This is a genomic window from Mycobacterium sp. E2733 (assembly GCF_001667585.1).
In the GTDB taxonomy this organism is placed as follows: domain Bacteria; phylum Actinomycetota; class Actinomycetes; order Mycobacteriales; family Mycobacteriaceae; genus Mycobacterium.
Genome location: NZ_LZJZ01000061.1, coordinates 147098 through 162973, shown reverse-complemented (window position 1 = coordinate 162973; position 15876 = coordinate 147098). Strand labels below are relative to the sequence as shown.

General features: G+C 63.5%; 12 protein-coding genes and 2 pseudogenes. 5 read left to right on the top strand and 9 right to left on the bottom strand.

Annotated features, from left to right (window positions below):
- Window positions 1–34 precede the first annotated feature (34 nt).
- Together A5678_RS11775 and A5678_RS11765 are read left to right on the top strand one after the other, a co-directional pair.
- Window positions 35–403 (top strand): VOC family protein, encoded by a 369-nt coding sequence (locus tag A5678_RS11775; RefSeq protein WP_068042398.1) that lies wholly within the window; start codon window positions 35–37, stop codon window positions 401–403.
- A gap of 1353 nt (window positions 404–1756) precedes the next feature.
- A pseudogene (locus tag A5678_RS11765) lies at window positions 1757–2818 on the top strand (N-acetylmuramoyl-L-alanine amidase); the annotation flags it as partial.
- A gap of 150 nt (window positions 2819–2968) precedes the next feature.
- Here A5678_RS11765 and A5678_RS11760 read toward each other — a convergent pair.
- From A5678_RS11760 to A5678_RS11745, 4 genes and pseudogenes are all read right to left on the bottom strand, one after another.
- On the bottom strand, window positions 2969–3613 hold the full coding sequence (locus tag A5678_RS11760) for a cutinase family protein (RefSeq protein ID WP_068042555.1): 645 nt from the start codon (window positions 3611–3613) through the stop codon (window positions 2969–2971).
- Window positions 3614–4073: 460 nt separating this feature from the next.
- Window positions 4074–5594: pseudogene (fadD4, locus tag A5678_RS11755) on the bottom strand (fatty-acid--CoA ligase FadD4).
- A gap of 11 nt (window positions 5595–5605) precedes the next feature.
- Window positions 5606–6259, bottom strand: coding sequence for a nitroreductase family protein (locus A5678_RS11750; RefSeq protein WP_197502106.1), 654 nt, complete (start codon window positions 6257–6259; stop codon window positions 5606–5608).
- Window positions 6256–7341, bottom strand: coding sequence for a dihydrodipicolinate reductase (locus A5678_RS11745; RefSeq protein WP_068042388.1), 1086 nt, complete (start codon window positions 7339–7341; stop codon window positions 6256–6258). The genes A5678_RS11750 and A5678_RS11745 overlap by 4 nt, the downstream gene beginning before the upstream one ends.
- 125 nt (window positions 7342–7466) lie before the next feature.
- Between A5678_RS11745 and A5678_RS11740 the strand changes: the two genes are divergently transcribed.
- Window positions 7467–8375 carry an enoyl-CoA hydratase gene (locus A5678_RS11740; RefSeq protein ID WP_068042552.1) on the top strand — a complete coding sequence of 303 codons (909 nt, stop codon included), beginning with the start codon at window positions 7467–7469 and terminating at the stop codon, window positions 8373–8375.
- 8 nt (window positions 8376–8383) lie between these two features.
- Here the strand turns inward: A5678_RS11740 and A5678_RS11735 are convergent, their stop codons facing one another.
- Complete coding sequence (locus A5678_RS11735) at window positions 8384–9403, bottom strand: acyl-CoA dehydrogenase (RefSeq protein WP_068042385.1); 1020 nt, start codon at window positions 9401–9403, stop codon at window positions 8384–8386.
- Window positions 9404–9506: 103 nt separating this feature from the next.
- Here A5678_RS11735 and A5678_RS11730 point away from each other — a divergent pair, with 103 nt between their 5' ends.
- The gene (locus tag A5678_RS11730; protein WP_068042382.1) at window positions 9507–10667 is read left to right on the top strand and encodes an acyl-CoA dehydrogenase family protein; all 1161 of its coding nucleotides are present in this window, start codon (window positions 9507–9509) and stop codon (window positions 10665–10667) included.
- Here A5678_RS11730 and A5678_RS11725 read toward each other — a convergent pair.
- A complete protein-coding gene (locus A5678_RS11725) occupies window positions 10656–11450 on the bottom strand; it encodes a TetR/AcrR family transcriptional regulator (protein ID WP_068042379.1) in 795 nt (264 codons plus the stop codon). The genes A5678_RS11730 and A5678_RS11725 overlap by 12 nt on opposite strands.
- Before the next feature lie 191 nt (window positions 11451–11641).
- Here A5678_RS11725 and A5678_RS11720 point away from each other — a divergent pair, with 191 nt between their 5' ends.
- Window positions 11642–12829, top strand: coding sequence for an amidohydrolase family protein (locus A5678_RS11720; RefSeq protein WP_068042376.1), 1188 nt, complete (start codon window positions 11642–11644; stop codon window positions 12827–12829).
- A gap of 19 nt (window positions 12830–12848) precedes the next feature.
- Here the strand turns inward: A5678_RS11720 and A5678_RS11715 are convergent, their stop codons facing one another.
- Genes A5678_RS11715 through A5678_RS11705 form a run of 3 tightly spaced genes read right to left on the bottom strand, consistent with a single transcriptional unit; the run spans window position 12849 to window position 15873 of the window.
- Window positions 12849–13673, bottom strand: a complete 825-nt coding sequence (locus A5678_RS11715; RefSeq protein ID WP_068042374.1) for an enoyl-CoA hydratase/isomerase family protein — start codon at window positions 13671–13673, stop codon at window positions 12849–12851.
- Complete coding sequence (locus tag A5678_RS11710; RefSeq protein ID WP_068042371.1) at window positions 13670–14761, bottom strand: hydroxyacid dehydrogenase; 1092 nt, start codon at window positions 14759–14761, stop codon at window positions 13670–13672. Before A5678_RS11710 ends, A5678_RS11715 begins: the two co-directional genes overlap by 4 nt.
- Window positions 14758–15873, bottom strand: coding sequence for a TauD/TfdA family dioxygenase (locus A5678_RS11705; RefSeq protein ID WP_068042368.1), 1116 nt, complete (start codon window positions 15871–15873; stop codon window positions 14758–14760). Before A5678_RS11705 ends, A5678_RS11710 begins: the two co-directional genes overlap by 4 nt.
- Between the last annotated feature and the right edge of the window lie 3 nt (window positions 15874–15876).

Here is a 15876-nt window from a genome sequence, read left to right as displayed (position 1 = left end):
CGAGTTCACAGCGGAAACCGATACGGTGCATTGCATGCGTCGTGTGGACTACGTCATCCAATATGTCGAATCGCTGCGCCGGTCGGTGGCGTTTTACCGCGACGTGATCGGGCTCCAGGTGCGAATCGAGGGCGACGGCTATGTCGAGTTCGCACTGGAAAACACGAAGTTCTCGCTTTTCGAACGCTCGAAGCTGCCCGAGCTCATCGGTCGCGAAGGCGGCAATCCGCCCTGCGGCGAGATCGGCTTCCTGATTGAGGACGCAGATGCAGAAGCGGAGCGGCTGCGCGGGCTCGGCGTCGAGATCCTCACCGGACCGGTAAATCGGCCATGGCGTGAAAGGACGCTGCACATCGCCGACCCGGACGGCAACATCGTCGAATTCGCGGAGAAACTGCGGTGATTCACCGCTACCGGATCCAATGAATTGAGGCAACCGACAGCGCGCTCAGGCTCGCAACGCCTGGCGGCGCGCTGTCCGCGGAGTCGGCGATCCTGGCTTTGGCCAGTGATTTAGCGCGCGAGCTCGGCCGGGTCGACGAGGTGATGGTGGGTGCTGCCGGGCGCTGGCGGCGCCGGATGCGGCGCGAGCTGGGCGACGAGAGCGGCGACGGCTGACAACTGACGAGCGCTCCGCTCGGATGCTCGTCGGCGGCGCCCGCCGGGACTCGAATCGCCGGGACCCTAAACGATGAAGGAAGGTTTGCAGCCCTGTGCAGCGGGCATCACAGTGAGCAGGCGTACACAGGGCGCGGTCAGAGCAATTCGCGTGACCACACCGCTGTCTACGGCCGGTATCTGCATCTACTCATAAGGGGTCGGCATGTCGGTCGCACATTGCAGCGGGTTCCCCAATGCCTGTCAGGAGGCCGTGAGGGCCGTCCTTCATGCCATCACCACTCACGGGGAGGAACGGCGAGGACACCTCTCGGCCGCCAAATTGGCAGTCGACGTGGCGTTACGCGATGCCCATAGCGGTGAGGAATGGTACTTGGCCGAGCACCTGCGCCAGGGAATCAAGGATGTGGAGACCCGCCTGCGTGACGCTTCCTAGTCGCTGGCCATTCCCAGTGGCGGACCAGCCGCAACGATCACTTTCATAGGTGTGCGAGTCCTTCGGCTTGCATCTCTTCGAGCCCTGACAATCACGGAACCGAAAATGTCGCAGCCGCCGCGTCGCCCGATTTTAGTAGGGATTATGGCTCGGCAGCGGGACACGCTGCCGTCTGGCGGGCGGCCCATCGTGGCGCGCTGCGGAATCTGCCGCTGAGTCCGGTCCATGTCGTCGCCGCACGCGGTCCCAAGGTGGTTCGGGGTCTCCGCGCCGGTCGGCTTCGGGCGATGGGGGTCAAGGGCGGCTCGAACGAGCTGACCGGAGGCACCTACGCGAATCGTCTGTCGGATTTGCTAACAGGGCGTCGCGATGGCCGCGCTTGCCCTCGCGGCGGGTACGGGAAGGCCACTGACCCGCCACCCGGCGCGACCGAACGACCGTCGAGTATGGCCCTGATGGCCGAATTTGCAGAGGCCGCGAGGATTGACCGTATCCGGCTGCGGCGGGTTGCGTTATGAATGTTGTTACCGCGGGATACCGTGGTGCGTGCCTGATTGGTGCGGGCGCTCAGCGCCATCACCTGTTTCGCGCCGCAGTGTCCTCACATACGCTGCGGCTGCGCCCGTAATGCTGGCTTTGGGCACGGCCGCCTCGGGGCTGGCCCAATCCCCAAGCGCGAAGGCGGATCCCGTCCTGGTCGCGGCGGTCGAAGCGCCCGGCCAGGCCCCCAATATCATCAGCCGCTCCCAGTGGGGCGCCGACGAGTCGATTCGCAGCCGAGCACCGATGTACGACAACGGAATCAAGGCAGGCGTCGTGCACCATTCCGCGGGGGTCAATGACTACGCGCAGCAGGACTCGGCGGCGATTGTTCGGGCGATCTACACCTACCACACCCGCACCCTGGGCTGGTCGGACATCGCCTACCACGCGCTGGTCGACAAGTACGGCCAGGTATTCGAGGGCCGGTTCGGCGGGATGACCCGAGCGATTCAGGGCACCCACACTGGCGGGTTCAACCGGAACACGTGGGCAGTGTGCATGATTGGCGAATTCGACGCGGTGGGCCCTACGCCGGTTCAGGTGGGCACCGTCGGGCGCTTGCTCGGGTGGCGGCTGGCCATGGATGGCATCGACCCGCATGGCAGTGTCGCGTTGACATCGGACGGCGGCCCCTACACCCGTCACCCCCAAGGCGCCGTCGTGACCCTGCCCTGCGTCTTCGCCCACCGCGACGTCAGCGACACTGATTGCCCCGGTCACCTCGGATACGCCGTGATGAACCATGTCCGCGACATTGCCGCGCGGTTTAATCTTCGCCCCAGCGCCCAGGATCTTGCGCAGTCGCTACAAGGTAGTGCCATCTATGAGCGGTGGCAGGCGATGGGCGGCATGAACAGCGAACTGGGCGCACCGACGTCGCCGGAATCGCAAGGGGCGGGCGCGACGCGCTACGTAGTCTTCGAGAAGGGGGCGATGTACTGGTCGCCGGCCAGCGGGGCCCAACCCGTCACCGGCGCCATCTACGCCGCGTGGGGCGCCCTCGGCTACGAACACAGTGCGCTGGGACTACCGACAAGCGCCGAAATCCAAGAGCCCCAGTGGGTCGTCCAGAACTTTCAACACGGCACCCTCAACTTTGATCGTGGGAACGGGTCAGTCGCAAGCGTGATTGACGGTGTCGTTCGGCTGGTGCCGCCGCCGTCCGCGGACGGGCCGGCCGTGCAGCTTGAGCGGTTTTCGCGGGCTCGCAGCCGAGTTTGACCGGCCGCCCGGTATGAATGAGCACCCGTCTGTCACACCCAATTTCCTATAAAAGTCGGCCGCAATCGACGGCTTCGGGATTCTCGAACAGTGTCGCGATGTGCCGATGCTTCACCCGGAGCGCATCGGCGGAGACGACTGATTCGGGCCCTACAACCTGCCCGCGGCGAATGTCGCCGCCTGGTTTGTCATCCCCGACTGAATGTACTGACCATGTGGCGCCATGCTCACACCCCGCGTGCAAATCGGATCCCCGGGCATACACATGTCGATCGTTTTCGCGGCGTACAGCGGGCCAATGGTGGGAAGCGCGCCGGCCGCCATTCTCCGCGCGAATGTGCCTGACGCCGAGGGGTTTCCGAAGACAGCGACCGCAGCGACATGATCGGCGACACCGGGTGGCATCTGCGTGGTGATGACGTCGACCACGGCCGCACCTTGGGAGTACCCGCCGAGGACCATCCTGGTGTTGGGACAGTTGGCCGCCATGGACTGGACATGAGCGCTCGCGTCAGTGGCACCGGCAGCGATGGAACTACGGAAATTGTTGGTGGCAGGGTAGTTGACCGGATAGACGCTGACAGTCCTCCGCCCTACTCGCGAACGCAGCGAATCAACAAATGACTGTCCGACCCCCCCGACGCCGGGAGGCTCGGTGGTGCCCCGGGCGAACACCACGTCGACGTCAGAGCAGGGAGCGCCGGTAGCGGATGGCAGGGACGAGGCAGCGGTCAGCGAAGCCCACGCTGCAACGACAGCCGCGCCGAGCAGACCAGAAATCGGACGTGCGGTCACGGCTTGCATGTCACGTTGTCGCTTCGAAGACGATTTCGGAACGACTCTGCGGGCCGCCTTGACGGCCCGGACGCGCCGCTCCGACGATGAAAGCTCATGATCGTTGCCCTTGATCTGGTCGCCGCCCGATTGGCAGCTCTCACACGTAGGAGCAGCGACGCCGGTCCTAGGGGACACTTTTTCCGCCACTTACGACGGGGCGGCGTCAGCGCGCGAAGTTGGGGTGGACGCCGCAGGTTGCTGGCCGTCCAGGCACCGACGCTGACCAGCTAGTTTTGTGCAGCCGCCGGGAATCGAACCCGTCCCGAATATGACTTCGACCCGAGCAAATCCCGGATACGGTCACGTCGAAACGACGCGAAAGCACGTCGGACGACCTGCGGATATGGCATCAACACCGCATCGCCAACTTAGAAACCGCAACCGCCTCTTTCGCTCGCCGAAGTCAGGCCGGCCGAACTCAACGCCGTGAGTACTTGTCGATCAGCTCCTGTTTGTACAACTTCCCGGCGTCGCTGCGCGGCAATTGCGGTTCGAAGAACAGCGATTGCGGACACTTGTAGTGAGCTAGCCGACTTCGGAGCCACCCGGTCAACTCGTCGGCAAGCTGTGGCGTGGCCCGCGCCGGATCGACTAGTTGAACTACTGCCGTGACCGACTGCCCCATCACCTCGTCCGGTACGCCGAACACCGCGGCGTCGACTACCAACGGATGGCACACCAGGGCATCCTCGGTCTCCTGCGGATAGATGTTGACGCCTCAGTAGATGATCATGTGATGACGACGGTCAGTGAGGTACAGGTAGCCCTCGTCATCCAGGTAACCAACGTCGCCGACGGTCGCCCACCCCTTTGAATTGCGTGTCGCAGCGGTCTTTTCTGCATCGTTGAGGTATTCGAACGGGTAGCCGCCTTCGTAGTAGATATCGCCGACCTGTCCCGGTGCGACCTCGTTGCCGTTCTCGTCAAGGATGTGCGGCACTCCCAGTAATGGCCGGCCAACCGAACCGGGGTGGCGCAGCCAGTCTTCGGCCCGGATGAATGAGATACCCGCACCTTCTGAGGACCCGTAGTACTCATCGACGATCGGACCCCACCAATCGATCATCTGCCGCTTGATCTCGGGTGGACACGGCGCCGCGGCATGAACAACACGCTGAAGGCTCGACAGGTCGAACCGCATACGCGTCGCTGTGGGGAGCCGGAGCATCCTGACGAACATCGTCGGGACGAACTGCGCATGGGTGACGCCGTACCGCTCGATGCAGTCCAGCGCACCCTCGGCGTCGAACGCTTCCATCATGACCGTGGTTGCGCCAGCGGCCTGGGCAGCCATCGTCCACATCGCCGGTGCGGTGTGATACGTCGGCGCCGGACTCATGTACACGGAATCGCTTGTCACCCTGAGTGCTTCGAAGACGGGCGTCGACAAACTCGTTCGAGCAGAGCTGGCCGGCTTCAATGGGCGCCGGATTCCCTTTGGGCGTCCGGTACTTCCGGCTGAGTATTGGAGAAGCTGCCCGTCGCATTCATCCGCAAAAAGTGTCACTGGCATGGCGGCCACGCAGTCCGGATAGCGTCGCCACCCTTCTAGTTCACCGTCGGCGATAAGCGCCACGGGTGGCAATCCACCCGCGAGTGATTTCGACAGCTGTTGGCACACAGCGCGCATCGCCACTGACGAAATGATCGCCTTCGCGCCGCTGTCACCCACAACGTAGGAAATTTCGGCGGCGCGCAGTTGCGTATTGATCAGCGTGTAGTACAGACCGCTTCTCCTCGCAGCCCACATCACCGCATGTATGTGCTCGTTGTTCTCCATCACGACGGCGATTGTGTCCCCCGTCGCGAGACCTTGTCGGCGCAAATAGTGGGCCAGCCGATTCGCATTGGCCTCGAGCTGGCCGAAACTGACCCTCACCCCAGAAGGGTGAAGTATCACCGCGGGTTTGGTGGAAGCGGCGTGATCGCGGAGGTCCATTCGTGCGTCACTTACCCGGTCGGCCAGGGCGAGTCCCAGCGATCTATCGTCGCCACCTCGGATAGGGGCTTGCGGCGCACGGCGTGGTGCCGGCCGCGCGGCCAGCCCACCGTCAGCAGGGTCGCGATCTTCCAGTCGTCAGGAATTCCGACCATCGACCGCAGTTCGTCCTCGCAGGACCCGTGCCATAGCGTGATCGCCGCGCCAAGCCCTTGCGCGCGGGCAGCCAATAGGAAGTTCTGCACCGCGGGAAAGATTGAACCCCCCTGCTGTAGTTCGGTGGTTCCTCGCTGCGGCTGGACACAGAACAGCACCAGCACGGGGGCCGCGCCACCAACCCTCATGTGTTCGGCCATCGTTCGGAGGACACGCGATTTCGGGTCGTCAGCGTCGTTGTCAGGCAGCGAGATCGAATAAAACTCGGTCATCACTTCCCATGTCTTGTGGGCCGCAGCCGTGATCACGTCGCGCAAGCTCGCCGATCGCAGCACGACAAACTTCCATGGCTGCTGATTGCCTCCGGACGGAGCCCAGCTCGCCGCGCGGAGACATGTGTCGATGACCTCGTCGGAGACGGGTTCGTCGCGGTACCGCCGCACGCTCGACGCGGTGTGCATGACCTCCCACAGGTCCGCCGAGGTCCGCGGGACAGCTTGCTCGCTCATGACTTCACCGCCGTGGGCAGCACGCCCTGCCAAGTCCCGCCGCGGACCGGGCCCGTAATAAGCGGTAGATCCAGCGTCGACAAAAGACCTGGGGGCGCTGCGATGACTGCCGGAATCGCATTAAGTTCCCGCATCACCGTCGCATACGTCAAACCCCGCATATTGTTTCCGCGGCCGTGCATTTCAACGTCGACCGTGTACGTGGGTAGACCGTCGACAATGACACGGTAACCACCGTGCGGCGACGGATGCCGCGGCCACTCGGGAGCGGACCCTTCGCCCATGCGGGTGATGTGCTCCAGCACCACCCGCTCCTCACGGTCGACTATTCCTGCGAGCTTGAATCGCATTCCGCCGACCGTGCTGGGCTCGACCCACCCCGATGCCACTTCGTAACGCTCTGTCGCCAGCCACTTTCCGATGGTTGTGTCGATGCGATCGAGCGGCAATCCGACGCCGTCGGCCACTAGACGCACGATTGGCGCCCACAACGATTCCAGGCGCACGGTGTCGAACAATGGCGCCGGATGGTCTGGCGGGTGGCCGAATCCCATGAAGTCGAACATGATGTCGGGTTGGTTGATGGGACCGTAATCGAGTATCTCGAGCATGGTGATGGTGTCGACGCGGCTGCTGAATCCCGTCATCGTCAACGCGATGACGTCGTTGGCCCAACCGGGATCGACCCCACTGTTGAAGAAACTCGCGCCGCCCTCCTCGCACGCCGCCGAGATGAGATCGACGGTTGGCTTGTCGGCGGCGGGTGGATAACACATCGGTACCAGCGAGGTACATACGACGTTCTTCCCTGCGCGCAGGCAGCCGGCGATGTCCTGCGCTGCCTCGCGATACCGGTAGTCCCCCGACGCGAAGTAGGCGACCACGTCGGCGTCGAGAGCCAGTGCGGCATCGACGTCACGGGTGGCGATGACGCCGGTCACGGGCATCCCGCACAGATCGCCCGCATCCTTGCCCTCTTTGGCTTCGGCATGCACGATGACGCCCACGAGGTCCAACCCCGGATGCGCGATCAGCGCGCGCAAAGCGCCGACGCCGACTTGACCGGGACCCCAGAGAATCACCCGCGGCTTACGTTGGCAGTCCGTCATCTGCGCCCTTCCCGGTTGACCCCGTCCGACCTGTGAGAACATACCTTCTCGGATATTGATAACACCATTGCCGCATCAGAAGAACCATGGAGGAGACAGTGACCGACTATAAGTTCCTGAAGTGGGAGACGTTCGACGACGGCCAGATCGTCCGAATTTCGTTAAACCGTCCGGAGCAACGCAACGCGCAAAACCGCGGGATGTTGGTCGAACTCGACGATGCCTTCGGACGCGCTGAGGCCGACGACAACGTCCGCGTCGTCATCCTCGCCGGCGAAGGGCCCATGTTCTCGTCTGGCCACGACATCGGCTCCGAGCAGGCGCGTGCCGAGTTTTCTCCTGGACCGGGTCAACACCCGACAGCGGCTATCAACGGCGGGACCCGGGAGGGCGCGGAGAAGATCATGCTGCAGGAGTGGCATTACTTCTTCCAGAACAACCTGCGCTGGCGAAACCTGCGCAAGATCACGATCGCGCAGGTCCACGGGGACGTGTTCTCCGCGGGACTGATGCTGATTTGGGCATGCGATTTGATCGTCGGAAGTGAAGAGGTGCGCTTCGCCGATGTCGTCGGTACCCGGCTCGGTATGTGCGGCATGGAGTATTTCGGCCACCCATGGGAGTTCGGCCCCCGTCGCGCCAAGGAGCTGATGCTGACCGGCGATGCGATCGACATCGAGGAGGCTTACCGACTCGGCATGGTCAGCAAGATCTTCAAAAGAGAGGAGCTACCCGACCGCACACTCGAAATGGCCCGGCGCATCGCCACGGTGCCGACGATGGCCGCTCTGCTCATCAAGGAGTCGGTCAATCAGTCCGTGGACAACATGGGCTTCTACAATGCCCTGCAGTCCTGCTTCACCCTGCACCAGCTGAACCACTCGCACTGGGTCGGCGTACGGGATGACAAGCGTGCCACGGCCGGCGAGGAGCAGGGTGTGCCGAATTGGCGAACCGCTCCCCCGATAGTCCTGTCGGTCAAAGACCGGGTGCGAGCCGAGGCGTAATAGCCGGTTCAGTCGGCCACGGCCCCGTATCGGGCGTTCGCGACGCGGTCGAGGGCGACGGCCGATTCGCCGTACACCATCGCCCAACCCCGGACCCGGCGGTAGTAGAGCTGGATGTCACCTTCCATGCTGAATCCGTACCCACCATGGATATGCAGGCTGCGCTGCGTCGCGTCCCGGGCAGTCTCGTATGCAAATGCGAATGCCATGGCTGCCAGCTCGGTCACGCGCTCCGGCTCGTCGATGAACGCGCACGCCGCCTCGAGCGCCAGCAACAGCGCACCGTCGGCCGCAGTGGCACTGTCGGCCAACGGATGAGACACCGCCTGAAAAGATCCGATCGGGGCCCCGAATGCGTGTCGTTGCTTGGCGTACTCGACACCGAGTTCGACGGCCCTCTTCGCCGCGCCGGCGAGCGCCGAAGCGGTCAGGGCGAGCCACAGATCCAGTGCATCGGAAAACATCCGCCGTGCAGCGTCTCCCTCGGCAAGAACCACTAAGTCGTCATCGACTGTGATATCGGCCAGCGGGAGCGACCCGAGATTCTGCACGAATCGACGGTTCTCCCCGAGCGGCAACGCGATCAGGCGCTCGCCCAAAAGCGCCACCACCCCATCCGAGACGGCCCCGGCGGGCACGAGGCCGAGTACGCGGTCCCGTGCGGGGCGCGGCGCAAAGCTGACCATCTTGTCACCCGCGATCGCTTTAGCCAGCAGACTCGCGCCGGTATCCCCAGACCCGGCGAGCAGCCTGGCTGCGACCTGGGCCTCGATGACGGGGGCGGAGGCGACCGCCCGACCGTACTGCTCGGCGATCAAGGCCAATTCGAGCTCGGTTGCACCCCAGCCGTCCGCGGCTTCGCCGACGGCCATCTGCACCGCACCGATCTCCAGCAGTGCCTTCCACAACCGGGAATCGAAACCCAAGGGCTCCGCGGCCCGGACACGCTCAGACGTCGACTCGCGCGCATACATCGCGGCAAACGAGTCGACGAGCTGGCGCTGTTCACTGGAAAGGCTCAAGTCCACGCTGAGGTCCCGTCACATGCGGATATGGTTACTCTCACAAATGAGAGTAGCATTATCGCGCGTGGGAGCCCCTGCCCGCTGTGAGACAGATTGGTTCTGATCCATGCACTTTCAGCTCGACACCCAGACCGCGACATACCGCGACGGAGTTCGTGGCTACCTCGCGAAAGTGATCACGCCCGAGTGCGAGGAACGGATCTACCGCAGCGGCGTTTCACATGACGACGATTTCGCCAAGGGGCTGGTGAACGAAGGATATTTCGCCCCGAGCTGGCCGACCGAATTCGGCGGCCAGAACCGCAATGCATGGGATGAGCAGGTCCTTCGAGAAGAACTCATGCGAGCGGAAGCACCCATGTACCTTTCGGAGACCACTCGAATGGTGGCGTCGATCATCCGCGACGTTGGTACACCGGAGATGAAGGACCGCATTCTCGGCGGTGCTATGAAGGGCGATATCACGATTGCATTGGGGTTCACCGAACCCGAATGCGGCTCGGATGTCGCTGCGGCGACCACAAAGGCCGTGCGCGAGGGCGACGAATGGGTCATCAACGGCTCCAAGATGTTCACCACAAACGGTCACATCGCCGACTACTTGTTCCTGCTGGCACGCACGAGTCCCGACAAGCCCAAGCACAAGGGACTCACCATGTTCCTCCTCCCGCGTGACTCCGAGGGATTCGAAGCTCAAGCGGTATGGACGCTTTCGGGCGAACGCACGAACATCACGTTCTACAGCGACGTCCGCGTTTCAGACGAGTGGCGGGTCGGCGATGTCGACGCCGGCTGGCAGGTGATGGGGCTGTCGCTGCAGGACGAGCACGCGTCCGGGTGGGGTCCGCATCTTTCTCGGCTCCTGCAGCACGTCGAGCAGTGGGCCGCGACCACTGAAGCCGACGACGGTTCGCCTCAGCTCGCCAAGACCGATGTGCGGCGTCGAATCGCCAGGGTGGCAATGGAAGACGAGGTTTCGAGACTCCTCCTGCGTCGGTGCGTCTGGATGACAGAGACCGGCCAGACCCCGATAGCGGAGGGGCCGATGTCCAAAGTGTTCAGCACGGAAGCACTGGTGCGCGCCAGCCAGGACATTGTGGAGCTGGTGGGGCCGGATGCGGCGCGGAGCTACTTCGAGCCGACGGCCCCGGAGCAAGGCCGGATCGAATACCTGATGCGGTTCGCGTTGGGCACCACAATCTATGCGGGCACAAGCGAGGTGCAGCGCTCTATCATCGCCCAGCGCGGGCTGGGGCTACCCCGTTAGCTTCCGAGGCTTGCGAGCCGTGCTTTGCTTCGCCGCGGTCTTAGCGGCGACGGCCTTCGGCTTGGCGGACCCTGCCGGTGGTGTGAGGGCTTGCTTGCACCAGGCCCATAACTGGTCCTCGGCAAGCTCTGCGCCCTTGACCCCGAGATGGAACACCCCTATTTGGGCGAGTGCAATGAGCGTCGAGTTCAGCAGCGTGGTCAACTGCGCTGGTGTCAAGTCTTTTCGGATCAACCCGGCACGCGAGCATGCGGTGAGGATCTTCGTGAGCAGCTTCTGATGCGGTTCCCAGATCTTCGCGAAGTCGGCAGGCCGCTCAATCTCCAAGCTCAGGTTGTATATGGTCATCACCCGGCCGCCGATTGCCTCGGACGATTCCGCCCGGGACAGAAATCCGCGACAGAACGCCTCGAGTTGTTCCATCGGGCCATCTGCCATGTCAACCTCATGGCGGATCGCTTCGATGAATTGACTCGTAGCGTTCTCGTAAAGCGCGAGCAGGAGTTCTTCCTTACCCGCGAAGTGTTGATAGAACGCGCGCAGGCTCAGGTTGGACCGATCGATCAAAGTCTGGATGGTGAAATCGGCGCGCCCAGACTCCTCGACCAACTCCAGCGCAGTGGCAAGGAACCTTGAACTACGTGCCAGCGCGCGGGCCCGGGCGGCGGAAAGACGCCGCTCTATCGTTCGTTCTTGCCAGCTCGTCGGCATCTCGTCGAGGTCGGCATCGACGATCTCCATGCTGGCTTCGGTGTCCTGTCCGGGGCGCTTCTTGGCAGTCATGATGGGTTGAGAATACGCGTTGCCAGCCAGATTCGCCCAATCTACCTACACCGGTATGTTGATCCGTTCGTCGGAGCATGGCGGTGCCGGGCTCGTGGAGGTACGGCCATGCGATACTGTGGAAACGACGATTCTCGTCTTCGGCAATCAGGGTTTCGCAGGTTACACCCCAGCCTTCGAAGGAGTCAGCGTTGAGCACAGACATCCGAATTGTCTCGCCAGACGACCATTTGGTTGAGCCTGCCGATCTGTGGACCAGCCGGCTGCCGGAGCGCTATCGCGATATCGGACCGCGGATCGTTCGTACCCGCGGGCGGATGGATCCAGCTGTCACCTCCGATGTCGCGTTCGTCGAGGACGACGAAGGTCGCGACGCGGACATCTGGCGCTACGAGGACGCGGTGATCCCGATCCCGCTCATCAGCGCGGCGGCCGGCTATGAACTCGACGAGCTCACCACCGACCCGATCACCTATGACGAGATGCGCCCCGGTTGCTTTCGTCCGGCTGACCGGCTCGCCGATATGGACATCGCGGGCATCGAGGCTTCGGCGTGCTTCCCTAACACGCTGGTCCGCTTCTGCGGCCAACGCTTCCTGTACGGCAAGGACAAGGAGCTCGCCAAGCTCTGCGTTGAGGCCTATAACGACTTTCAGATCGATGAATGGGGCGGCAGTTCGAACGGTCGGCTGATCCCGCTTGGCATCATTCCGCTCTGGGACGTCGAGCTGGCCGCGAAGGAGGTGGACAGGGTGGCCGCCCGCGGCATGCACGCCGTGTGCTTCTCCGAACTGCCTGCACGTCTGGACCTGCCCTCCATTCACAGCGGCTACTGGGACCCGTTCTTCGCCGCCTGCGAGCGAAACCAGGTGGGCATCATGCTGCATATCGGGTCAAGTTCGTCACTGACGAAGTCCTCACCCGACTCCCCGCACGTCGTCACCAGCGCGCTGATGGCCGTCAACTGCACCATCGCCATGGTGGACTGGCTTTTTTCCGGCAAGCTCAGGCAATTCCCGAATCTCAAGCTGGCGTTCGCCGAGGCGCAGGCGGGCTGGATTCCGTACTACCTGCAGCGCGTCGACGAGGTCTGGGAGGACCGGCGGGCGTGGGGCGGGATACACCCCCTGCTGACCGAACCACCGAGCACTCAAGTGCCCGGCCGCGTCTGGTTCTCCACGTTCGGCGATCGGGTCGCCTTCCGCATCCTCGACCTGGTCGGTGAGGACCAGCTCATGTTCGAGACGGACTACCCGCACAACGACACCAACTGGCCGCATAGCATGGACGTCGCCAATAAGGCGACGGAGGGTCTGGACGAGGAGACCAAGCGAAAGGTGCTGTCCACCAACGCCAAAACGTTTTTCGGTATGGTCTAAGCGCTCTGGACTTTTTGCGCTACAGTGCCTTCCAGTCCGGCTGACGCTTCTCTAGGAAGGCACGTGGCCCCTCGATGGCGTCCTTCGTCAGGGCCACCTTCATTCGGTAGTTCTCGGCGAGCAGCTCGGCTTCGTAGATGGGCAGTGTCAACCCCTTGCGCACGGCCATGCGCGAACCCCGCACCGCCAGAGGCGCATTCGAATTCACGATCTCGGCGATCTCCCACGCCCGATCCATGAGCTTGTCGTGGGCCACCACTTCAGTGAAGACTCCCAAGTCGTAGGCCCGCTGCGCGTCGAGTTGCTCGTGCTTGCCCATCAAGATCAGCCGCATCGCCACCGGCAGCGGCAAGATCCGGGCCAGCCTGACTCCTTCGCGTCCGGAGCTCACGCCGATGCTGACATGAGGGTCCATCAAGGTCGCACGCTCGGATGCGATCGTGATGTCTGCGGTGGTAACCAAGTCCATCCCGGCGCCACAGGCGATGCCGTTTACCGCGCAGATGATCGGCTTGGTCATCTGGAGCCAGGGCGGCGTCGCCTCCTGCGGGGCATCCCACTGCCGCATCGAGCTGAGGATAGGCTCCCCCTGGTTGTCGATCCCCGCCGCGTTCTCCATGTCGTGGTCGGCAGCCTTATTGACGTCAGCTCCGACACACAGCGCGCGGCCGGCACCGGTGATGATGACCGTCCAGATCTCCTGGGAGCGTTCGATTTCGGCGTACACCTCGGCGAGCTCCGCGATCATCTCGTCGTTGATGGCGTTGAGTACCTCGGGTCGGTTTAGCGTCACGCATGCCGTGTGGCCCCGCAGCTCGAATTCAAGGGTGTCGTAATCCGTCACCTGCTATGGCTCTCTTTCTCCAAAGCCGTTGCGGCGCCGGGACGGAATCCGAAGATCTCATTGAATCTCTCACAGTAGCGCGGCCAGACATCGGGATTCAGCAGCCGTGGCGGCATCCCGCCCCCGAAGATCGCTTGCCATTGAGTTGCGGTGGCGACGGCGATGTCACGGGCGGCTTCCACGGTGATGCCTGCGACGTGGGGTGTGGCGATCACGTTGTCGAGGCCTAGCAACGGATTGTCGGGTCGCGGCGGCTCTTCATGGAAGACATCGAGGGCCGCCCCTGCAATGCCTCCTGTGACCAAGGCGTCGTAGAGCGCGGCTTCGTCGTGAACGGCACCGCGGGCGGTGGTGATGAAGAACGCGGAGGGCTTCATCGCGGCGAACTGTTCGGATCCGAACAAGCCGCGTGTCTCGGCCGTGAGTGGGCAGGTGACCTGAACGAAGTCGGAGCGCTCGACCAACTCGTCGAGCTCGACCAGGGCGGCACCCCGCTGCTGAGCCGTCGCTTCGTCGACATACGGATCGTGGGCCAGGATCTCCATCCCGAAGGGCGCGCACAAGTCCACCAGGCGCCCGCCGATGGCGCCCAGACCGACCACCCCGAGCGTCTTTCCCAGCAGCTGACCGCCCCGCAAGGCCAGGCGGTCGCCGAGCGGTCCGCTGCGTAGCGCACGGTCGGCGACGGTGATCTTCTTGGCGAGATCGAGCATGAAGCCGAGCGCGTGCTCGGCTACGGCCTCGGCGCCGGGCCCGGAGTTGTTGCACACCGCGATTCCGGCCCCGGTGCACGCTTCGACGTCGATCACGTCATAGCCGGCGCCCGCCGAACAGACGGCCAGTAGCTGCTCGCAGCGTTTGACCAGAGGAGCCCCCGCCAACCACTGTTCACCATCGGGTACGGACGCTACATCAGTGCGAGTGGCGACCTGATACCCGTGGGCGGATTCCATTACGGTCCAGAGTTTTTCAGCCGGTTCCGTCAGGTCGAGTTTGATGACGTCAACGTCGGCCGCCTCGAGGATGTCCCCGGCGACGGGGTCGGTCCATCGCTCGTAGACGAGCTTAGGAGTTGGGCTTTCGCTCATTGCTTGAGTTTCGGTTTCGCCTGTGCCGCCTTGAACATGTCGGCGAGTTCGGCGTTGACGTTCTTGTAGTCGTTGCGCGCGATCGAGCCGTCCCGGCCCGGGACTATGTCATATCCCAGGCGCAGGTCCTTGTTCTCCATGTGAAAGTACTCACGGCCGACCGGCAGTCGCCGGTCTTCGCGCGGCACCTCCATCCATGCGCGCAGGAAGCAGCGGGCCCTCTTCGGATCGTTGCTGCTGACGAAGTCGGAACGCGAGTGGCACATGGCGAAGTTGTTCGCGACGGCCGCCTCGCCCGACTCGAGCCGGAACTCGACCTGCTGCTCGACCAGGATGGTACGCAGCAACTCGATCGCCTCGGCTTGTTCGGGCGTGAACTCCCTGCCGAGGGCGTGCATCGCCGGCAGGATGCTGCTGTAGGTGAAGTTGATGCAGATCCTGCCGTCGATCTGCGAGAACACCGGGACGTCGTACGGTGTCACGTCCGGCTGGTCATCGGGCTGCTCGCTGCGCCGGTGGTGCGGAAACCCCTGATACAGCACCGGAAGCAGGTCGGGCCGCTCCTGGAGAATCCGATTGTGCGCCGCCGGCCCGCTGGCGAATTGGCTTTCACCGCCGGTGGCCGCGGGGTAGACGCACAGCAGCGACAGGATGTCGGCGGCGTCGTTGTGCATGGCCAGCTCCGCGCGCGACTTGGTGCCACGTGCGGGCTGCACGCCGTTCGGCAGTATCTCCTCCTGGACCCGAACCATTCGGTGCCCGAACGAGTTGTTGGATACCAGGTAGCCGAGATGGGTGCAGAACGCCCAGTAGATGCGCTCGAGGTCGTCGATCGGGTGTTGTTCGACCGGAAATCCGCGCACGCACGCCAGGCCTTTTCCGAACATCAGGTCCCGGTACAGCCTCGCCAGATCGTCGTCGAGATCCGGGTGGCGAGCATCCTCGGGGGTGATGTCGTCGCGGTCCTTTTTCGACGTCTTGGCCAAGATCGATTCCAGGGCCGCCAGATTGCGGGCTGAAAGGTCGAAAGCGAAATCGTCCTTGCTCGAGAAATCGGCGCCGGTCCAGGCCATCGAATCGGCGACTTGCTCGGTGTAGATCGCGGTGGGCATCCG